Genomic DNA, 19,507 nt, shown 5'->3' on the forward strand with positions numbered 1-19,507 from the left:
ATTGGCCGAGTATTTGCTAAGGGAAATCCACCCCAAGAGCGCGACGTTATCGCGCCCAACGCCCTGCTTCCCGAGGATTTCCCATGAGCGAGTTGCGTTTTACTGAAGATCACGAATGGCTGCGTACCGAAGCCGATGGCAGCGTCACCGTAGGCATTACCGCCTACGCCCAGAATGCGCTGGGTGATGTGGTCTACGTGCAACTGCCGGAACTGCAGCAATACGACAAAGGCGCAGAAGCCTCCACCGTCGAGTCGGTCAAGGCCGCCAGCGGCGTGTATATGCCCCTGGCCGGTGAAGTGGTCGCCGTGAACGACAGCCTCAACGACAGCCCCGAACTGGTCAACGAAGACCCACAGGGCGAAGGCTGGTTCTTCCGCTTCATCCCTGCCGACGCAACCGAAGTGCCTGCCCTGCTTGACCAGGACGCCTACGACCGCCTGCTCAAAGCCCAAGACGACGCCTGAGGAACCGACCATGACCATCAACCTCGGCACCGCCAACGAATTCATCGCCCGCCACATCGGCCCACGCGCCGCCGACGAGCAGGCCATGCTGGCCACCCTGGGCTTCGACTCGCTGGAGGCCATGACCGCCGCTGTCATCCCCGACAGCATCAAGGGCACCAGCGTGCTAGGCAGCGAAGACGGCCAGAGTGAAGCCGACGCGCTCGCCAGCCTCAAGGCCATTGCCAGCAAGAACCAGCTGTTCCGCAACTTCATCGGCCAGGGCTACTACAACACCCACACCCCGGCACCGATCTTGCGCAACCTGCTGGAAAACCCGGCCTGGTACACCGCCTACACCCCTTACCAGCCAGAAATTTCCCAAGGCCGCCTGGAAGCGCTGCTGAACTTCCAGACCCTGATCAGCGACCTGACCGGCCTGCCGATTGCCAACGCCTCCCTGCTTGACGAAGCCACCGCTGCCGCAGAAGCCATGACCTTCTGCAAGCGCCTGTCGAAGAACAGGGCCAGCCACAGCTTCTTTGCTTCGGTGCACTGCCACCCGCAAACCCTCGACGTGCTGCGTACCCGTGCCGAACCGCTGGGCATCGAGATCGTGGTGGGCGACGAACGCGAACTGGATGACGTCAGCGCATTCTTCGGTGCCCTGCTGCAGTACCCGGCCAGCAACGGCGAAGTATTCGACTACCGCGAGGTGGTACAGCGCTTCCACGCCGCCAATGCACTGGTGGCTGTAGCCGCCGACCTGCTGGCCCTGACCCTGCTGACCCCACCGGGCGAATTCGACGCCGACGTGGCCATCGGCAGCGCCCAGCGCTTTGGCGTACCGCTAGGGTTCGGCGGCCCGCACGCCGCCTACTTCGCCACCCGTGATGCATTCAAACGCGACATGCCGGGCCGCCTGGTTGGCGTGTCGATCGACCGCTTCGGCAAGACCGCCCTGCGCCTGGCCATGCAAACCCGCGAGCAGCACATCCGTCGCGAGAAGGCCACCAGCAACATCTGCACCGCGCAGGTACTGCTGGCCAACATCGCCAGCATGTACGCCGTGTACCATGGCCCTGCCGGCCTCAAGCGCATTGCCGAACGCACCCATGCGCTGACTGCGATCCTGGCCGCCGGCCTGAAGCAGATGGGCGTTGCCGTCATCGGCGAAAGCGCCTTCGACACCCTCACCCTGGCCACCGGCAGCGCTACCGCCGACCTTCATGAGCAGGCCCGCGCCCAGCGCATCAACCTGCGTCAGGTCGATACCGGCCGCCTGGGGCTTTCGCTCGACGAAACCAGCACCCAGGCCGACGTAGAAGCCCTGTGGCAACTGCTGGGTGGCAACCAGCCGCAACCTGACTTCGCTGCTTTGGCCGCCAGCACCGGTTCGCACTTGCCAACCGCCCTGCTGCGCCAATCGACCATCCTTGAACACCCGGTGTTCAACCGCTACCACAGCGAAACCGAACTGATGCGTTACCTGCGCCGCCTGGCAGACAAGGACCTGGCGCTGGACCGCAGCATGATCCCGCTGGGCTCGTGCACCATGAAACTCAACGCTGCCAGCGAAATGATCCCGGTTACCTGGGCCGAGTTCGGCAACCTGCACCCGTTTGCCCCTGCCGAACAAAGCCAGGGTTACCTGCAGATGACCACCGAGCTGGAAGCCATGCTGTGCGCCGCCACCGGCTACGATGCCGTGTCGCTGCAGCCCAACGCCGGTTCCCAGGGTGAATATGCCGGCCTGCTGGCCATCCGCGCGTACCACCGCAGCCGTGGCGAAGGCCACCGCGACATCTGCCTGATCCCTTCTTCGGCCCACGGTACCAACCCGGCGACCGCACACATGGCCGGCATGCGCGTGGTGGTCACTGCCTGCGACGCCCGCGGCAACGTCGACGTCGACGACCTGCGCGCCAAGGCCATCGAGCACCGCGAACGCCTGGCCGCGATCATGATCACTTACCCGTCCACCCACGGCGTGTTCGAAGAAGCCATCGGCGAAATCTGCGCGATCATCCACGACAATGGTGGCCAGGTGTACATCGACGGCGCCAACATGAACGCCATGGTCGGCCTGTGCGCACCGGGCAAGTTTGGCGGGGACGTTTCCCACCTGAACCTGCACAAAACCTTCTGCATCCCGCACGGCGGTGGCGGCCCGGGCGTTGGCCCGATCGGCGTCAAGTCGCACCTGGCGCCATTCCTGCCGGGCCATGCGCAACTGGAAAACCGTGAAGGCGCCGTATGCGCTGCACCATTCGGCAGCGCCAGCATCCTGCCGATCACCTGGATGTACATCCGCATGATGGGTGGCGCAGGCCTCAAGCGTGCGTCGCAGATGGCAATCCTCAACGCCAACTACATCGCCCGCCGCCTGGAAGAGCACTATCCTGTTCTGTACACCGGCGGCAATGGCCTGGTGGCCCACGAATGCATCCTCGACCTGCGCCCGCTCAAAGACACCAGTGGCATCAGCGTCGACGACGTGGCCAAGCGCCTGATCGACTTTGGCTTCCACGCCCCGACCATGTCCTTCCCGGTGGCTGGCACACTGATGATCGAGCCGACCGAAAGTGAGTCCAAGGAAGAGCTGGACCGCTTCTGCGACGCGATGATCCAGATTCGCCAAGAGATCCGCGCGGTGGAAACCGGCAGCCTGGACAAGGACGACAACCCGCTGAAGAACGCCCCACACACGGCGGCCGAACTGGTGGGCGACTGGGCCCATGGTTACAGCCGTGAGCAGGCGGTGTACCCGCTGCAGAGCCTGGTGGAGAGCAAGTACTGGCCACCGGTCGGGCGGGTCGACAACGTGTTTGGCGACCGTAATCTGGTGTGTGCCTGCCCGTCGATCGAGAGCTATCAGGACGTTTGAGGCGGCCTATAGACAGCTGGGGCCGCTTTGCGGCCCCAGAATCTTCAGGAGGTTCCACCATGTCCCTGAGCGTCTTCGACCTGTTCAAGATCGGCATCGGCCCCTCCAGCTCCCACACGGTGGGCCCGATGCGCGCCGCTGCGCGCTTCGCCGAAGGGCTGCGCCGTGATGGCCTTCTGAACAGCACAGCCAGCATCAAGGCCGAGCTGTATGGCTCGCTCGGTGCTACCGGCAAGGGTCATGGCAGTGACAAGGCGGTATTGCTCGGCCTCGAAGGCGAGCATCCGGACGTTGTCGACACCGAATCCATCCCCGCTCGCCTTCAAGCTATCCGCGAGAGCGGCCAACTGCACCTGCTGGGTGAACACCCGATCGGTTTCGTTGAAAAACAGCACCTGGCAATGATTCGCAAGCCGCTGGACTACCACCCCAACGGCATGATCTTTCGCGCCTTCGACGCCGCCGGGCTGCAAATTCGCAGCCGGGAGTACTACTCGGTGGGTGGCGGATTTGTGGTTGACGAAGAGGCTGCCGGGCAAGACCGTATCGTCGAAGACACCACCGTACTGGCCTACCCTTTCAAAACCGCCAAGGACTTGCTGGCCCACTGTGTGGCCACTCACCTTTCGATCAGCCAGATCATGTTGGCCAATGAAGCTGCCTGGCGGCCTGAATGCGATACCCGTGATGGCCTGCTGCGCATCTGGCAAGTGATGCAGGATTGCGTTCAAGCCGGCTGCCGGCACGAAGGCATCCTGCCTGGTGGGTTGAAGGTCAAACGACGCGCCCCAGCACTTTACCGCCAGCTGAGTACCAACCCCGAAGCCAACCTGCGTGATGCGCTGTCGGTGCTCGATTGGGTCAACCTGTACGCGCTGGCGGTCAATGAAGAGAACGCATTCGGTGGCCGTGTCGTCACCGCGCCAACCAACGGTGCTGCCGGCATCGTGCCTGCGGTGCTGCATTACTACATGCGCTTTGTCCCCGGCGCCAACGAGGACGGCGTGGTGCGCTTTCTGCTCACCGCGGCAGCCATCGGCATCCTCTACAAGGAAAACGCGTCCATCTCCGGTGCAGAGGTGGGCTGCCAAGGTGAGGTTGGCGTGGCCTGTTCCATGGCGGCCGGAGCCTTGTGCGAAGTGATGGGCGGCAGCCCGCAACAAGTGGAAAACGCCGCCGAAATCGGTATGGAACACAACCTGGGCCTGACCTGCGACCCCATTGGCGGGCTGGTACAGGTGCCCTGCATCGAGCGCAATGCCATGGGTTCGGTGAAGGCGATCAACGCGGTACGCATGGCCTTACGCGGCGACGGGCAGCACTACGTGTCGCTCGACAAGGTCATCCGCACCATGCGCCAGACCGGCGCCGACATGAAAAGCAAATACAAAGAGACCGCCCGCGGCGGCCTGGCCGTCAACATCATCGAATGTTGACCCCGCATACAACCAAGGAGTCATCGATGTCCGAAACACTGCAAAAGACCCCGCTGCACACCCTGCACCTGGAACTGGGTGCCCGCATGGTGCCGTTCGCTGGCTTCGACATGCCGGTGCAATACCCGCTTGGCGTACTCAAGGAACACCTGCATACCCGTGAACAGGCCGGCCTGTTCGATGTCTCGCACATGGGCCAGATCGTGCTGCGCGGCAGCGATGCAGCCAAGGCACTGGAAAGCCTCGTGCCAGTGGACATCATGGACTTGCCGGTAGGCATGCAGCGCTACGCCATGTTCACCAATGAACAGGGCGGTATCCTCGATGACCTGATGGTCGCCAACCTGGGAGACGACACGTTGTTCCTGGTGGTGAATGCCGCCTGCAAGGACCAGGACCTGGCGCATCTGCAAAAGCACATCGGCAACCGCTGCGACGTTCAGCCACTGTTCGAGGCGCGCGCCCTGCTCGCCCTGCAAGGCCCGGCGGCGGCCACGGTACTCGAGCGCCTGGCACCGGAAGTGGCCGGCATGACCTTCATGCAGTTCCGCCCCGTGTCGCTGCTGGGTGAAGACTGCTACGTGAGCCGCTCGGGCTACACCGGTGAAGATGGTTACGAGATTTCGGTACCCGTTAAAGCCGCCGAAGCGCTGGCCCGCCGCCTGCTGGCCGAGCCTGAAGTGCAACCCATCGGCCTGGGCGCCCGCGATTCACTGCGCCTGGAAGCCGGGCTGTGCCTCTACGGCCATGACATGGACACCCACACCACACCGATCGAGGCCAGCCTGCTCTGGGCCATTTCCAAGGCACGACGCGCCGACGGTGTGCGTGCTGGCGGTTTCCCGGGTGCTGAGCAGGTTTTTGCGCAACAGCAAAAAGGTGTCAAACGCAAACGTGTTGGCTTGCTGCCTCAAGAGCGCACGCCAGTGCGAGAAGGCGCCGAAATTGTCGATGCGCAGGGCACAATTGTGGGCAAAGTGTGCAGCGGAGGTTTTGGCCCGACGCTCGGCGCACCGGTTGCCATGGGTTATGTCGATATCGAACATAGCGCAATCGACACGCCGTTGTTTGCAGTGGTGCGTGGAAAGAACGTTGCCTTGAAAGTCAGCAAAATGCCTTTTGTTCCACAACGTTACTATCGCGGTTGAATGCACCGTCTGAGGTTTGACGGCAGGTTTTGTCTATTCGATTTCGAACCTGCCCAATAACTTTTGAACATGGCGCCAGGCCAGGCGCCATGCCGTTTTCGACAAATTGGTCGGTTATCGGAAAAAGGCTGATTTTCCATACGACCAAGGGCTTGTTTTTAGCTTGGGAGTTGGCGTAGAGTCACTGCACTGTGTTTGCATGGGTCGCAACAGTTCGTGACCTGGGCCAGTAGCCGCAATCTGCTACAACCCGTTCGACGTCTCTTACTTTCCTGCAACCCAGCCCAGTATGCTTTCGCTTGATAACGCGAAAGTAACTGTCATTAAATTTTAAGTTTCATAGGAAATAAGACAATGGCTGAGCGTCAGAACGGTACCGTCAAGTGGTTCAATGACGAAAAAGGTTACGGCTTCATCACCCCAGAAAGCGGTCCGGATCTGTTCGTGCACTTCCGCGCTATCCAAGGCAACGGCTTCAAGAGCCTGAAAGAAGGCCAGAAAGTGACCTTCGTTGCCGTTCAAGGCCAAAAAGGCATGCAGGCTGACGAAGTACAGCCAGAAGCCTGATTTTCCGAATGAAAGAGCCCCTGTGTTGACCCACAGGGGCTTTTTTGTGCGCGCAATTCCATAGAATGGGCTTTTGCCAACAGGAGCTGCCACGCATGCCCAAGCCTGTACTTAGCCCGCAGGGTGATTTTCCGCCGGTCGGCCTGGGTCGACGTTCGGCTGCCATGTTTTACGACTTCCTGCTTTGCACAGCGCTTTTGATCGTCACGGCGGGCGCTTACAAGATGATTCAGATGGCAATCATCGGTGAGGCCAGAATGCGTGAGCTTACCGAGGCAGGCGCACTGGATGGCGACCCACTGCTGTCGACGGTGCTGCTGTTTGCGTTGTTTGGTTTTTTTGCCAAGTTCTGGACCCATGGCGGGCAGACGCTGGGCATGCAGGTGTGGGGGGTGCGGGTTCAGAACGCTGATGGCAGCGCGATCAGCCTGTGGCAGGCGTTGTTGCGCTTTGTGGTGTCGATTGCTTCATGGCTGTGCCTGGGGTTGGGCTTCTTATGGTCGCTGATCGACAAGCGCAAGCGGGGGTGGCATGACATCTATTCGGATACCCAGCTGGTGCGGGTGCCGAAACAGAAAAAGTAAACATTATGGGGCCGCTGCGCAGCCCATCGCGGATAAATCCGCTCCTACAAGGTCGTGTAGGAGCGGATTTATCCGCGATGGGTCGCAAAGCGGCCCCAGCATTCTTAAGGGCTACCCTGCCCTACGCAACATCCACACACCCGCCAAGGCACAAATACCCGCCGGTATCACCACCGCCAACAACGGCGGGAAGCCAAACACCTGGCTCGAAGGCCCAAGCAGGTCGCCAGCAATACGGAACACGAAGCCCACCAGTACGCCAGTGAACACCCGCTGCCCCAACGTCACCGAACGCAACGGGCCGAAGATGAAGGATATCGCCATCAGCACCAGCGCCGCGGTAACCGCTGGCTGCAACACCTTGGTCCAGAACGCCAGCCAGTAGCGCGAGTTGTTCAGGCCCTGGTCCGACAGGTAGTGGATGTAGTCCCACAGCCCGGTGATCGACAGCGACTCTGGTGCCAACACCACTGTATTCAGCAACTGCGGCGTCACCGAAACGTCCCAGCGCTCTTCAGGGGCCTTCACCACTTCGGTGTGGTCACCACGGAAGAAGGTGGTGCTGACATCGCTGAGCAGCCAGTGATCCTGGTTGTACTGCGCACGACGAGCAAAGCTTGAGGTAACGATCTTGCGCTCGTCGTCAAAGCGGTAACGAGTAACGCCCAGCAGCAGGCCGTTGGGCTGTACCGAGTTGATGTGCACGAACTCTTCGCCCTGGCGGTGCCACATGCCGCGCTTGGAGCTCTGCGCCTCCCCGCCGCCCTGCGCCAGCGAACGGTCTGCCTGGGCCTTGTTCTCGGTGGCAGGTGCAACGTACTCGCCAATCAGCACGCCAGCCAGCATCAAAACCAGCATTGGCTTCATCACCGCCCAGACGATTCGGCCGATGGAAACACCCGCGGCACGCATGATGGTCAGTTCGCTGCTGCTTGCCAGGCTGCCCAGGCCGATCAGGCAGCCGATCAGGGCGGCCATCGGCAGCATTTCGTACAAGCGACGCGGCGCGGTCAACAGGACGAAATTGCCTGCTTCGAGCACGGTGTAAGTGTCGCTCAGGTCGCTCATCTCATCGATGAAGGCGAACAGCGAGGCCAGGCCAAGAATGATGCCCAGCACGGCCAGAATGGCCAGTAGCACGCTCTGGCCGATATAGCGGTCCAGCTTAGCCATGGGCCACCTCCGCACGGCGGGCGGCGCGCTTGAGGCGCAGCGGCTCCCAGTACATCAGCGCAAGGCCGATCAGCAGGAACAGGCCGTGGACCCACCACATGCCCAGGGCGATCGGCAGTTTGCCCTTCTCCAGAGCACCGCGAACAGAAATCAGCATTGTCAGGTAAGCCATGTACAGAAGGATGGCCGGCAGCAGCTTGAGGAAGCGGCCCTGGCGCGGGTTGACCTTGGCCAGCGGTACCGCCAGCAGGGTCACGATAAACACCAGGATCGGCAGCGAAAGGCGCCATTGCAGCTCGGCGCGCTCGCGCAGGCCGTCATGGCCGAACAGCTGCGAAGTCGGGATGGCTTCACGCTCGGTGACTTCTTCGCTGACTTCAGGCTTGGGCAACAGCACGCCGTAAGTGTCGTACTTGATCGCACGATAGTCGGCGGCACCGGGGTTGCCGTCGTACCGGTAGCCGTTCTGCAGCACCAGGTAACGGTTGCCGTCGGCCTGCACTTCCTGATGGCCTTTCTCGGCGACCAGCACCGACGGTGCGCGGTCCTTGGTCTTGTCCTGGTTGAAGCGTTTCTCGGAGATGAACACGCCGCCGAGGTTGCTGCGGTCGTCCGACAGCTCTTCGGTGTAGGTGACCCGTGAACCGTCGCGCAGGGTTTGGAAGCGGCCCGGCACCAGAGTATCAAACTCGGTCAGGGCATCCTGCTGGCCGATGATCTGCTGCACCTGTGCCACGCCCAGCGGGGCGAGGCTAAGGCTCAGCCATGCCACCAGCAGTGCAACCAGGGCCGCCGGCGCCATGGTCATGCCCAGCAGGCGCTGCTGGCTCATGCCGGTAGCCGACAGCACGGTCATTTCGCTTTCCAGGTACAAACGGCCATAGGCCAGCAAGATTCCCAGGAACAGGCCCAGCGGCAGGATCAACTGCAGGAAGCCGGGCAAGCGGAAGCCCATGATCAGGAACAGCACGCTCGGGTCGAGCACGCCCTGGGCCGCCTGGGCCAGGTATTTGATGAAGCGCCCGCTCATGATGATCACCAGCAGCACGGCGCTGACGGCGCTCAAGGTCAGCAAGACCTCGCGGGACAGATAACGAAAGACGATCAAACCAGACACTCCTGGGTTGTCAGGGGCGGACTGCCAAACAATGGCTTTCGACAGCCAAGACCTAGGCCGGTTCGCCAAAAGCGAACCTCCATGTAAAGTGCGCGCATTATCCTGTGATTGGCAGCGCCTGTCACTTGGCCGCGCATGAAGGCCAACTTCGGGGTTGTCAGCACGCTGGCCACAGGCTCAAACTGGCAGCTTTTCAACTGGCACGCGAGCACGCGGCCAGGCCCGTCCAGAGCGCACGAACACCAAGCGCCACCTGCAAAGACCATTCGGGGACCCTGACATGGAACTGGTTGTAAAAAGCGTAGCTGCTGCATCCGTAAAAACCGCCACCCTGGTCGTACCGGTCGGTGAAGGGCGCAAGCTCGGCGCCGTTGCCAAAGCCGTAGACCAGGCCACCGACGGCGCCATCAGTGCCGTACTCAAGCGTGGTGACCTGGCCGGCAAGGCTGGCCAGACCCTGCTGCTGCAGAGCTTGCCGGGCCTGAAGGCCGAGCGCGTGCTGCTGGTGGGCAGCGGCAAGGACGAAGCCCTTGGCGACCGCGCCTGGCGCAAGCTGGTGGCCAGCGTGGTCGGTGTGCTCAAGGGCCTTGGCGGCAGCGATGCCGTGTTTGCCCTGGACGACATCGCGGTCAACAACCGCGACGCCCACTACGGCAAGTACCGCCTGCTGGCCGAAACCCTGCTCGACGGCCAGTACGTGTTCGACCGCTTCAAGAGCCAGAAGGCCGAACCTCGCGCGCTGAAAAAAGTCACCCTGCTGGCTGAAAAGGCCGGCGCCGCCGAGGTGGAGCGTGCCGTCAAGCATGCCACCGCGATCACCAACGGGATGGCTTTCACCCGCGACCTGGGCAACCTGCCGCCCAACCTGTGCCACCCAAGCTACCTGGCCGAGCAGGCCAAGGAACTGGGCAAGGCTCACAAGGGGCTGAAGGTCGAAGTGCTGGACGAAAAGAAGATCAAGGACCTGGGCATGGGCGCGTTCTACGCCGTGGGCCAGGGCAGCGATCAGCCACCTCGCCTGATCGTGCTCAACTATCAAGGCGCCAAGAAGAGCGACAAGCCGTACGTGCTGGTCGGCAAGGGCATCACCTTCGATACCGGCGGCATCAGCCTCAAGCCCGGCGCCGGCATGGATGAAATGAAATACGACATGTGCGGCGCCGCCAGCGTGTTCGGCACCCTGCGCGCCGTACTCGAACTGCAGTTGCCGATCAACCTGGTGTGCCTGTTGGCCTGTGCCGAGAACATGCCAAGCGGCGGCGCCACCCGCCCGGGCGACATCGTCACCACCATGAGCGGCCAGACCGTCGAAATCCTCAACACCGACGCCGAAGGCCGCCTGGTGCTGTGCGACACGCTGACCTACGCCGAGCGCTTCAAGCCCCAGGCCGTCATCGACATCGCCACCCTGACCGGTGCCTGCATCGTGGCCCTTGGCAGCCATACGTCGGGCCTGATGGGCAACAACGACGAACTGGTCGGCCAACTGCTCGACGCCGGCAAGCGTGCCGACGACCGCGCCTGGCAACTGCCGTTGTTCGATGAGTATCAAGAACAACTGGACAGCCCGTTCGCCGACATGGGCAACATTGGCGGCCCGAAAGCCGGCACCATCACCGCCGGTTGCTTCCTGTCGCGCTTCGCCAAGGCCTACAACTGGGCGCACATGGACATCGCCGGCACTGCCTGGATCAGCGGCGGCAAGGACAAAGGCGCCACCGGCCGCCCTGTCCCGCTGCTGACTCAGTACCTGCTGGACCGCGCTGGCGCCTGATGCCCTGAGCCGGTGGCACCGCCAGTGCCACCGGCCGGCAGACCGAACCATGAGCAAAGTCGACTTCTACATCCTGCCCACCGATTCCTTGTCGGCGCGGCTGGACTTCGCCTGCAAGCTGTGTGAAAAGGCCTGGCGCCTCGGCCACAAGGTTTACTTGCATTGCCAGGACGCCGAGCAGCGCAGCGAGCTGGACCAACGCCTGTGGCGCTTCAAGGGCGAAGCGTTCGTACCTCACGATCTGGCCGAAACCCATGCCGACGCAACCGTCGCCCTGGGCCTTGCAGACACGGCCGGGGAGCACCGCGACCTGCTGATCAACCTGGGCGCCGATGTGCCGGGGTTTGTCGGCCAGTTCGAGCGGGTGGCCGAAATCGTGGTGGAAGATCCGACCATTCGCCAATCGGCCCGCGAGCGATTCCGTTTCTACCGTGAACAGGGCTATGCTCTGCAAGACCACCGCTTACAGCGACTTTGACGACGATGGACAAGCCTTCCCTACCCGATTCCGCCCATTTGCTCGACGACCTGGAGTCCATTCGCCAGTTGTTGGGCGATGCCGACCTTCAACCGCCGCTACTGACCGAAACGGTCGAGCAGATACCCCTGTTGCTGGATGAGCCTGCAGGCAACCCGCCAGCACCGGCCCCGGTCGTCGAAGAAGACCCGCAGACCCGCCGCCAGGACACCCTGCTGCACCTGGAAAGCGAGCTGCGTGCCGCGGCCCAGATGATCATGCAGGACGTGATCAACGACTTCACCCCGCACATCGAAACCGAGATCAAACGCCGCCTGGATGCGCGGATCGAGCGGTTGATCAAGCGGTCGGAGTAACATCCGAGGGATCGAGTAGCCTGCAGGAGCGGCCTTGTGTCGCGAAAGGGCTGCAAAGCAGCACCCGGCCTGTCGCCTAAACCCTGTGCCTTCGTTATACTTTTCGGCTTTCCCGAATAAATGCACAGGGTCCCGCCGCGCATGGATAAGACCTACCAGCCGCACGCCATCGAAACTTCCTGGTACAACACCTGGGAGTCCGAAAACTATTTCGCTCCACAAGGTGCAGGTGAGTCCTACACCATCATGATCCCGCCACCGAACGTGACGGGCAGCCTGCACATGGGCCACGGCTTCAACAACGCGATCATGGACGCCCTGATCCGTTTCCGCCGCATGCAAGGCCGCGACACCCTGTGGCAGCCAGGCACCGACCACGCCGGTATCGCCACCCAGATGCTGGTCGAGCGCCAGCTCGAAGCCAAAGGCCAGAACCGCCACGACCTGGGCCGTGAAGCCTTCCTCGACAAAGTCTGGGAATGGAAAGAGCAGTCCGGCGGCAACATCAGCCGTCAAATTCGCCGCCTGGGTTCGTCCGTAGACTGGAGCCGCGAACGCTTCACCATGGACGACGGCCTGTCCGAAGCGGTGAAAGAAGCCTTTGTGCGCCTGCACGAGGACGGCCTGATCTACCGCGGCAAGCGCCTGGTCAACTGGGACACCAAGCTGCACACGGCCATCTCCGACCTCGAAGTGGAAAACCACGACGAGAAAGGCCACCTGTGGAACCTGCGCTACCCGCTGGCCGACGGCGCGAAAACCGCCGAAGGCAAAGACCACCTGGTCGTCGCCACCACCCGCCCGGAAACCCTGCTGGGTGACGCCGCCGTTGCCGTCAACCCGAACGACGAGCGCTACCAGGCCCTGATCGGCAAGTTTGTCGAGCTGCCGCTGGTCGGCCGCCGCATCCCGATCATCGCCGACGACTACTGCGACCCGGAATTCGGCACTGGCTGCGTGAAGATCACCCCGGCCCACGACTTCAACGACTATGAAGTCGGCAAGCGCCACAACCTGCCACTGCTGAACATCTTCGACAAGAATGCCCTGGTGCTGTCCGCCGCCCAGGCTTTCAACCTCGACGGCAGCGTCAACGAACAGTTCGACACCTCGCTGCCTGCCCAGTACGCCGGCCTCGACCGCTTCGTTGCGCGCAAGCAGATCGTTGCCGACCTGGACGCACAAGGCCTGCTGGTAAGCATCGACGACCACGCCCTGAAAGTGCCGAAGGGCGACCGTTCGGGCACCGTCATTGAGCCGTGGCTGACCGACCAGTGGTATGTCTCCACCAAGCCGCTGGCAGAGCCGGCCATTGCCGCCGTGGAAGACGGCCGCATCCAGTTCGTGCCCAAGCAGTACGAGAACATGTACTTCTCCTGGATGCGCGACATTCAGGACTGGTGCATCAGCCGCCAGCTGTGGTGGGGCCACCGCATCCCGGCGTGGTACGACGAGGCCGGCCAGGTCTATGTCGGCCGCAACGAGGAAGAAGTCCGCGCCAAGCACAACCTGGGTGCCGACGTAGTCCTGCGCCAGGATGACGACGTGCTCGACACCTGGTTCAGCTCAGGCCTGTGGACCTTCTCCACCTTGGGCTGGCCGGAGCAGACCGAGTTCCTGAAGAAATTCCACTCCACCGATGTGCTGGTGACCGGCTTCGACATCATCTTCTTCTGGGTTGCGCGCATGATCATGCTGACCATGCACCTGATCAAGAACGAGGATGGCACCCCGCAGGTGCCGTTCAAGACCGTGTACGTGCACGGCCTGGTGCGCGATGGCCAGGGCCAGAAAATGTCCAAGTCCAAGGGCAACGTCCTGGACCCGCTGGACATCGTCGACGGCATCACCCTCGACGCCCTGCTGGAAAAGCGCACCAGCGGCATGATGCAGCCAAAACTGGCCGAGAAGATCGCCAAGCAGACCATGGCCGAATTCCCGGAGGGCATCGCCAGCTATGGCACCGACGCCCTGCGCTTCACCTTCTGCTCGCTGGCGTCCACTGGCCGCGACATCAAGTTCGACATGGGCCGCGTCGAAGGCTACCGCAACTTCTGCAACAAGATCTGGAACGCCGCCCGTTACGTGCTGGACAAGGGTGAAGACTGCGGCCAGAACGGCGAAGCCTACGAGCTGTCGCTGGCCGACCGCTGGATCATCTCGCAGCTGCAACGCACTGAAGCCGAAGTGACCCGCCAGCTGGAGCAGTTCCGCTTCGACCTGGCCAGCCAGGCCCTGTACGAGTTCATCTGGAACCAGTACTGCGACTGGTACCTGGAGCTGTCCAAGCCTGTGCTGTGGGACGAAAACGCCCCGGTCGAGCGTGCTCGCGGCACCCGTCGCACCTTGGTGCGCGTGCTGGAAGTGGCGCTGCGCCTGGCTCACCCGTTCATGCCGTTCATCACCGAAGAAATCTGGCAGCGCATCGCACCGCTGGCAGGCATCGAAGGCAAGACCATCATGTTGCAACCTTGGCCAGTGGCCAATGAAGCGCGCATCGATGCAGGCGCCGAGGGTGATATCGAGTGGCTCAAGGAGCTGATGGTCGGCCTGCGCAACATCCGCGCCGAAATGAACATCGGCCCGGGCAAGCCACTGCCGCTGTTCCTGAAGAATGCCAACGCCGACGACCAGCGTCGCCTGCAGGAAAACGAAGCCCTGCTGAAGAAACTGGCCAAGGTTGAATCGTTCACCGTGCTGGGTGAAGCGGATGAAGCGCCGCTGTCGGCGACCGCACTGGTTGGCGACCTGCAGGTGCTGGTACCGATGGCCGGCCTGATCGACAAAGATGCCGAGCTGGCGCGCCTGAACAAGGAAATTCAGCGCCTGCAAGGCGAAGTGGCACGTGTGGGCGGCAAGCTGTCCAACGCCGCGTTTGTCGATAAGGCACCGCCTGCGGTGATCGAGAAGGAGCGCGCCAAGCTGGCGGAGTCCGAGCAGGCGTTGGCGAACTTCACCGAGCAGCATGCGCGGATTGCGGCGCTGTAAATACTTGATAGACCGCTGAGGCCGCTTCGCGGCCTTTTCCGACTGGTCCGGCGCCCCGGCAAGGCCGCTCTCCTACAGGGGATCGCATTCTTCTGCAGGAGCGGCCTTGCCGGGGCGCCGGACCGGTCGGAACGGGCTGCGCAGCAGCCCCAAAATCCGGACCCCACCATGACCCAGAAACCCACCCTGCACCCGCGCAACCGCCACCAGGGCCGCTACGACTTCCCCAGCCTGATCAAGGCCCACCCGGACCTGGCCCGCTTCACCATCACCAACCCCCACGGCAAACCCAGCATCGACTTCGCCAACCCCGAAGCCGTACGGGTGTTCAACCGTGCCCTGCTCAAGGCCCAGTACGGCATCCAGCATTGGGACATCCCGGCCGACTACCTGTGCCCGCCGATACCTGGCCGCGCCGACTACATCCATGTGGCCGCCGACCTGCTGGCAGACGACAACGCAGGTGCAGTGCCCAAAGGTGCCCAGGTCAACGTTCTGGACATCGGCGTAGGGGCCAACTGCATCTACCCCCTGATCGGCCACAGCGACTACCGTTGGCGCTTCCTGGGTTCGGATATCGACCCAGTGGCGCTGGCATCTGCCAAGGCCATCGTCCAGGCCAATGGCTTGGCCAAAGGTATCGCCTTACGCCAGCAAAACGAGCGCAAACATATCCTCAGCGGCTTGCTGCAGGAAGGCGAACGCTTCGAATTGACGCTCTGCAACCCGCCCTTCCATGCTTCGCGCGAAGAGGCCACCCGCGGCAGCCAGCGCAAGTGGAAGAACCTGGGCAAGCAGGACCCCAAGCGCAAACTGCCCGTGCTCAACTTTGGCGGGCAAAACAACGAGCTGTGGTGTGAAGGTGGCGAAATCCGCTTTGTTACCCAGTTGGTGGGCGAGAGCGTGCAATACGCGGCACAGGTATTGTGGTTCACCAGCCTGGTGTCCAAGGCCAGCAACCTGCCCGGCATTGAAGCCGCTTTGAAAAAGGCCGGCGCCAAGGCCGTACGCATCATTGAAATGGGCCAAGGGCAAAAACAGAGCCGCATGGTTGCCTGGAGCTTCCACGACGCCGCCGCGCGTGGAACGTGGCTTGCCAACAGCAAACCCCAGGCATGAAAAAACCGCGCCCGGGCAAGCCGGGCGCGGTTTTGTCAAAACACCAACAAATTACTTGTTGATAGCGTCGGTCAGCACTTTGGCTGGAACGAACTTGACGACTTTCTTGGCAGCGATTTCGATGGCAGCGCCAGTCGAAGGGTTGCGGCCGGTACGGGCAGGACGCTCGGAGACTTTCAGTTTGCCGATGCCTGGCAGGGTGATTTCAGCGCCGTTTTCCAGTTGGTCTGCAACGATCTGGCCCAGTTGCTCCAGAGCGTTTTTGGCGGTGGTTTTCGGCTGCGCGATCGATTCGGCGATGTCGGCAATCAGTTGGTCTTTGGTCAATGCCATGGTGATGTTCCTTCCCTATCAAATTCAATAGTGGTGCAGCGTTCTACGACGTTATCGGGCCAGCCCCGAAATACTGGAGGGCCGCGCCAATCGCGCATGTAGATGCGTAAATCGGCGTTTGGTTCGACACGGCACAAGCACGCTGCCAGCAATGCGCCACTCAAGGGGCACAAGACCGCGCAAAGCTACCACAGGAACAGATAAATATCCGCTGTGCACTTCGTTTTTATGCAGGTTTTTCGGGGGTTTCAGCCAAAACGCACAAAATTGAACAAAAAACGAACAACCGGCATTTCCGCCAACATCCGGCCACTGCATCACCTGCGGTCTGGGTTAAACTGGACGACTTTTGCAGCGCGGCCATCGGCCGCCCCAGACTCACCGAGATTTCCATGCCAATCCGTCATTGCATCGTTCACCTGATCGACAAAAAGCCCGATGGCAGCCCCGCCGTGCTGCATGCCCGTGATAACGAGCTTGGTGCCTCGGACGCCATCGAAAACCTGCTGGCCGACCTCAACGACAGCTACAACGCCAAGCAAGGCAAAGCCTGGGGCTTTTTCCACGGTGAGTCCGGTGCCTACCCGCTCAGCGGCTGGCTGAAACAGTATCTGGACAGTGAGAAGGACTTCACCGCCTTCAGCCGGGTAGCAGTCGAGCACCTGCAAAAGCTGATGGAAGAGTCCAACCTTTCCACCGGTGGCCACATCCTGTTTGCCCACTATCAGCAAGGCATGACCGAGTACCTGGTCATCGCCCTGCTGCACCACAGCGAAGGCGTGGCGGTGAACGCCGAGCTGGATGTAACACCCTCCCGGCACCTGGACCTGGGGCAACTGCACCTTGCAGCACGTATCAACCTGTCGGAGTGGAAGAACAACCAGAACTCCAAACAGTACATCTCGTTCATCAAGGGCAAGAACGGCAAGAAGGTGTCTGACTACTTCCGTGACTTCATCGGCTGCCAGGAAGGCGTCGACGGCCCGGGGGAAACCCGCACCCTGCTAAAGGCGTTCAGCGATTTCGTCGAAAGTGAAGACCTTCCGGAAGAAGCCGCTCGCGAAAAGACTCAGACTCTGGTCGAGTACGCCACTACCCAGACCAAACTGGGTGAGCCGGTAACGCTGGAAGAGCTTTCCAGCCTGATCGATGAAGACCGCCCTAAAGCGTTCTACGATCACATCCGTAACAAGGACTACGGCCTATCGCCGGAAATCCCTGCGGACAAACGCACGCTCAACCAGTTCCGCCGCTTCACCGGCCGCGCAGAAGGCCTGTCGATCAGCTTCGAAGCCCATTTGCTGGGCGACAAGGTGGAATACGACGAAGTGGCTGGTACGCTGATCATCAAAGGCTTGCCAACCCAGCTTGTGGATCAGCTCAAGCGCCGCAAGGACTGATCAACCGGCAGCATAGGAGGCTACCAGCGCCTCCTTGGCTGACTTACGCAGTTTCTTGACCAAGCGTTCCTGGCGCAATGCTTCGCCTTTGTCTGGCCATTGCTCGATATAGACCAGCGCCTGCGCGGGGCTTGTCTTGAAATAACGCGCACCCTGCCCTTTCTGATGCGCGACAAAACGCCTGTGCGGGTCGTCGCTGATGCCGCAGTACAGCGAACCGTTGGCAGTACGCACCAGGTAGACATACCAAGGTTTCGTTGCCTGTTCCGGCAATTGTTCACTCACGACGTTCGCTCTTTTCATCACTAATTTGGTGAGCCCATCACTCGAGGGCTTCATCATGTTCCGTACATTAACGCAATTACTGCTTGGCACCACGTTATCGGCCGCTGCTGTGGCTGCCAACGCCTCCATCGGCGAGCAAATTGCAATACAGATGCAGCAAAACTACGATGCCACGCCTGCACAATGCGAGGGTAACGCAGTACCTGCCCATGCCTGCTCCGGCGTGCTGCTCAGAACCACCCGCCCCTCCCCGAGTTACCACACCTGGCACCACAGCCCGAATTCCAAAACCAAGGGGGCCGTTTCGTTTTCTTACATCCGTGCAGATATTCCCACCGCACGTTTGGCTGAAGACGGACGCAGCGGCTTTACCCTCCACCCGATTCTGCAACGCCCAAAAGGCTCGCTACGCTATGAACTGCTGTGCGCCTCGCCTACCGACAGTGACAGCTGGGAGCGTGACACATCCGGCTGCGGCGACAACCGCCAAACGGAAGAAGTGGAAATGGCCTGCCATGAGCAAGGCATTCTGACAGCCGAAGACTGGATCGAGCAGTTCAGGCAAACCGGCGACTACAAGCGCCAGTGTGCATTCGACATTCAGCGCGCGCGGGTGCCGGAACGCGCCGAAGCGTTTTACCAGAGCCTGCGCACCAAACAAATGTACCCAACTGAAATGCCTTTCCCCTGGAACGAGTTGCTGATCCGCACCTGGGATGAAGAGCTCTCCAGCAAACTACCGATTCAGTCGTTCTTCTATATTGATGGGCCATATGGTGGCCTGCAGCAAGCTCAGGCCGACCAGAAAGACTGGTATGAAACCAATGGCACCTTCATCCCGGTCATCCGCATAGCGTTGCCCCGCTCGCTGGAAGACGGCGCCCGGTTCAGTTACAACGAAAGCGATCAGGCGGTAGCGCAACCCTGACTGTTCTGGAAGGCACGCAGGCCTTTATAAGCTTGCTGACGTACCTTGTTCTGCAGCAGCGGTGACCACCCCAGCACTACGCCAGGCATGCCCAATGCCTGGCGTGACCAGCGCCACAGATCGAAACTGTCGTCATGCTGGCAAATCAGGCCATCGCGAATGACAAAACGCGCCTGGATGTCGTTGACCACCGTGCGGCCCGTCTGGCTGAACAGGTACGTCGCTACCCAATGGGCGCACCCGCTGTGGTGATCCGCACGTACCTGGTCGAATGTGAGCGAAAAGTCCTTGGCGCGGGTAGTGAGCATACGCCACATATCACCCGCATCGCGGCCACGCAGTGTGCCGAACACCGGGTCACTGAAAACCACATCGTCGCTGTAGCACGCCACCATGGCTTCAGCGTCGAGGCGCTGGAAGGCTTGGTAGAAACGGGTGATCAGGTCACGGTTGGCATCAGTCATGGGCAAGTCCGTCCTGGGAGGCGA

18 protein-coding genes are annotated in these 19,507 nt (G+C 61.5%); 13 read left to right on the forward strand and 5 right to left on the reverse strand.

The window, feature by feature from the left end; genetic code table 11:
- Nucleotides 1-83: 83 nt before the first annotated feature.
- The 6 genes from gcvH (at nucleotide 84) to PVV54_RS21215 (ending at nucleotide 7,068) form a co-directional block, all read left to right on the forward strand.
- Nucleotides 84-467, forward strand: coding sequence for a glycine cleavage system protein GcvH (gene gcvH / locus PVV54_RS21190; protein WP_274907114.1), 384 nt, complete (start codon nucleotides 84-86; stop codon nucleotides 465-467).
- A gap of 10 nt (nucleotides 468-477) precedes the next feature.
- On the forward strand, nucleotides 478-3,333 hold the full coding sequence (gene gcvP / locus PVV54_RS21195; protein ID WP_274907115.1) for an aminomethyl-transferring glycine dehydrogenase: 2,856 nt from the start codon (nucleotides 478-480) through the stop codon (nucleotides 3,331-3,333).
- Between the two features lie 59 nt (nucleotides 3,334-3,392).
- A complete protein-coding gene (locus PVV54_RS21200) occupies nucleotides 3,393-4,769 on the forward strand; it encodes an L-serine ammonia-lyase (protein WP_274907116.1) in 1,377 nt (458 codons plus the stop codon).
- 26 nt (nucleotides 4,770-4,795) lie between these two features.
- Nucleotides 4,796-5,917, forward strand: coding sequence for a glycine cleavage system aminomethyltransferase GcvT (gene gcvT / locus PVV54_RS21205; RefSeq protein ID WP_274907117.1), 1,122 nt, complete (start codon nucleotides 4,796-4,798; stop codon nucleotides 5,915-5,917).
- A gap of 354 nt (nucleotides 5,918-6,271) precedes the next feature.
- Complete coding sequence (locus PVV54_RS21210) at nucleotides 6,272-6,484, forward strand: cold-shock protein (RefSeq protein WP_086979009.1); 213 nt, start codon at nucleotides 6,272-6,274, stop codon at nucleotides 6,482-6,484.
- Nucleotides 6,485-6,579: 95 nt separating this feature from the next.
- A complete protein-coding gene (locus tag PVV54_RS21215; protein WP_274907118.1) occupies nucleotides 6,580-7,068 on the forward strand; it encodes an RDD family protein in 489 nt (162 codons plus the stop codon).
- Nucleotides 7,069-7,179: 111 nt separating this feature from the next.
- Here the strand turns inward: PVV54_RS21215 and lptG are convergent, their stop codons facing one another.
- Both lptG and lptF read right to left on the reverse strand, forming a co-directional pair.
- Complete coding sequence (gene lptG, locus PVV54_RS21220) at nucleotides 7,180-8,241, reverse strand: LPS export ABC transporter permease LptG (protein ID WP_274907119.1); 1,062 nt, start codon at nucleotides 8,239-8,241, stop codon at nucleotides 7,180-7,182.
- Nucleotides 8,234-9,349, reverse strand: a complete 1,116-nt coding sequence (gene lptF / locus PVV54_RS21225; RefSeq protein ID WP_274907120.1) for an LPS export ABC transporter permease LptF — start codon at nucleotides 9,347-9,349, stop codon at nucleotides 8,234-8,236. The genes lptG and lptF overlap by 8 nt, the downstream gene beginning before the upstream one ends.
- A 289-nt stretch (nucleotides 9,350-9,638) precedes the next feature.
- Between lptF and PVV54_RS21230 the strand changes: the two genes are divergently transcribed.
- The 5 genes from PVV54_RS21230 to rlmF all read left to right on the forward strand — a co-directional run bounded on the left by PVV54_RS21230 (nucleotide 9,639) and on the right by rlmF (nucleotide 16,073).
- A complete protein-coding gene (locus PVV54_RS21230) occupies nucleotides 9,639-11,132 on the forward strand; it encodes a leucyl aminopeptidase (protein ID WP_274907121.1) in 1,494 nt (497 codons plus the stop codon).
- A 49-nt stretch (nucleotides 11,133-11,181) separates the two neighbouring features.
- Nucleotides 11,182-11,610, forward strand: coding sequence for a DNA polymerase III subunit chi (locus PVV54_RS21235; RefSeq protein WP_274907122.1), 429 nt, complete (start codon nucleotides 11,182-11,184; stop codon nucleotides 11,608-11,610).
- Between the two features lie 5 nt (nucleotides 11,611-11,615).
- Nucleotides 11,616-11,966: a DNA polymerase III subunit chi gene (locus tag PVV54_RS21240; RefSeq protein ID WP_274907123.1), complete on the forward strand. Its 351-nt coding sequence runs from the start codon at nucleotides 11,616-11,618 to the stop codon at nucleotides 11,964-11,966.
- A gap of 141 nt (nucleotides 11,967-12,107) precedes the next feature.
- Nucleotides 12,108-14,954 (forward strand): valine--tRNA ligase, encoded by a 2,847-nt coding sequence (locus PVV54_RS21245; RefSeq protein WP_274907124.1) that lies wholly within the window; start codon nucleotides 12,108-12,110, stop codon nucleotides 14,952-14,954.
- 168 nt (nucleotides 14,955-15,122) lie between these two features.
- On the forward strand, nucleotides 15,123-16,073 hold the full coding sequence (gene rlmF, locus PVV54_RS21250; RefSeq protein WP_274907125.1) for a 23S rRNA (adenine(1618)-N(6))-methyltransferase RlmF: 951 nt from the start codon (nucleotides 15,123-15,125) through the stop codon (nucleotides 16,071-16,073).
- Between the two features lie 51 nt (nucleotides 16,074-16,124).
- Here the strand turns inward: rlmF and PVV54_RS21255 are convergent, their stop codons facing one another.
- Complete coding sequence (locus PVV54_RS21255; protein WP_274907126.1) at nucleotides 16,125-16,406, reverse strand: HU family DNA-binding protein; 282 nt, start codon at nucleotides 16,404-16,406, stop codon at nucleotides 16,125-16,127.
- Nucleotides 16,407-16,798: 392 nt separating this feature from the next.
- On the opposite strand from PVV54_RS21255, the gene yejK reads away from it, so the two are divergent.
- Nucleotides 16,799-17,806, forward strand: coding sequence for a nucleoid-associated protein YejK (gene yejK / locus PVV54_RS21260; RefSeq protein WP_274907127.1), 1,008 nt, complete (start codon nucleotides 16,799-16,801; stop codon nucleotides 17,804-17,806).
- On the opposite strand, the gene PVV54_RS21265 is transcribed toward yejK, so the two are convergent.
- The gene (locus PVV54_RS21265) at nucleotides 17,807-18,109 is read right to left on the reverse strand and encodes a GIY-YIG nuclease family protein (protein WP_274910480.1); all 303 of its coding nucleotides are present in this window, start codon (nucleotides 18,107-18,109) and stop codon (nucleotides 17,807-17,809) included.
- 37 nt (nucleotides 18,110-18,146) lie between these two features.
- On the opposite strand from PVV54_RS21265, the gene PVV54_RS21270 reads away from it, so the two are divergent.
- A complete protein-coding gene (locus PVV54_RS21270; protein WP_274907128.1) occupies nucleotides 18,147-19,019 on the forward strand; it encodes a hypothetical protein in 873 nt (290 codons plus the stop codon).
- Here PVV54_RS21270 and PVV54_RS21275 read toward each other — a convergent pair.
- Complete coding sequence (locus PVV54_RS21275) at nucleotides 18,998-19,483, reverse strand: nuclear transport factor 2 family protein (RefSeq protein WP_274907129.1); 486 nt, start codon at nucleotides 19,481-19,483, stop codon at nucleotides 18,998-19,000. The genes PVV54_RS21270 and PVV54_RS21275 overlap by 22 nt on opposite strands.
- Between the last annotated feature and the right edge of the window lie 24 nt (nucleotides 19,484-19,507).

The sequence above is a fragment of the Pseudomonas sp. PSKL.D1 genome, from assembly GCF_028898945.1.
Classification (GTDB): Bacteria; Pseudomonadota; Gammaproteobacteria; order Pseudomonadales; family Pseudomonadaceae; genus Aquipseudomonas.

What these genes read in the sequence shown, in the direction of transcription:
- gcvH (WP_274907114.1), top strand. Translation starts at nt 84, where the DNA reads ATGAGCGAGTTGCGTTTTACTGAAGATCACGAATGGCTGCGTACCGAA.
- gcvP (WP_274907115.1), top strand. Translation starts at nt 478, where the DNA reads ATGACCATCAACCTCGGCACCGCCAACGAATTCATCGCCCGCCACATC.
- PVV54_RS21200 (WP_274907116.1), top strand. Translation starts at nt 3,393, where the DNA reads ATGTCCCTGAGCGTCTTCGACCTGTTCAAGATCGGCATCGGCCCCTCC.
- gcvT (WP_274907117.1), top strand. Translation starts at nt 4,796, where the DNA reads ATGTCCGAAACACTGCAAAAGACCCCGCTGCACACCCTGCACCTGGAA.
- PVV54_RS21210 (WP_086979009.1), top strand. Translation starts at nt 6,272, where the DNA reads ATGGCTGAGCGTCAGAACGGTACCGTCAAGTGGTTCAATGACGAAAAA.
- PVV54_RS21215 (WP_274907118.1), top strand. Translation starts at nt 6,580, where the DNA reads ATGCCCAAGCCTGTACTTAGCCCGCAGGGTGATTTTCCGCCGGTCGGC.
- lptG (WP_274907119.1), bottom strand. Translation starts at nt 8,241, where the DNA reads ATGGCTAAGCTGGACCGCTATATCGGCCAGAGCGTGCTACTGGCCATT.
- PVV54_RS21230 (WP_274907121.1), top strand. Translation starts at nt 9,639, where the DNA reads ATGGAACTGGTTGTAAAAAGCGTAGCTGCTGCATCCGTAAAAACCGCC.
- PVV54_RS21235 (WP_274907122.1), top strand. Translation starts at nt 11,182, where the DNA reads ATGAGCAAAGTCGACTTCTACATCCTGCCCACCGATTCCTTGTCGGCG.
- PVV54_RS21240 (WP_274907123.1), top strand. Translation starts at nt 11,616, where the DNA reads ATGGACAAGCCTTCCCTACCCGATTCCGCCCATTTGCTCGACGACCTG.
- PVV54_RS21245 (WP_274907124.1), top strand. Translation starts at nt 12,108, where the DNA reads ATGGATAAGACCTACCAGCCGCACGCCATCGAAACTTCCTGGTACAAC.
- rlmF (WP_274907125.1), top strand. Translation starts at nt 15,123, where the DNA reads ATGACCCAGAAACCCACCCTGCACCCGCGCAACCGCCACCAGGGCCGC.
- PVV54_RS21255 (WP_274907126.1), bottom strand. Translation starts at nt 16,406, where the DNA reads ATGGCATTGACCAAAGACCAACTGATTGCCGACATCGCCGAATCGATC.
- yejK (WP_274907127.1), top strand. Translation starts at nt 16,799, where the DNA reads ATGCCAATCCGTCATTGCATCGTTCACCTGATCGACAAAAAGCCCGAT.
- PVV54_RS21265 (WP_274910480.1), bottom strand. Translation starts at nt 18,109, where the DNA reads ATGAAAAGAGCGAACGTCGTGAGTGAACAATTGCCGGAACAGGCAACG.
- PVV54_RS21270 (WP_274907128.1), top strand. Translation starts at nt 18,147, where the DNA reads ATGTTCCGTACATTAACGCAATTACTGCTTGGCACCACGTTATCGGCC.
- PVV54_RS21275 (WP_274907129.1), bottom strand. Translation starts at nt 19,483, where the DNA reads ATGACTGATGCCAACCGTGACCTGATCACCCGTTTCTACCAAGCCTTC.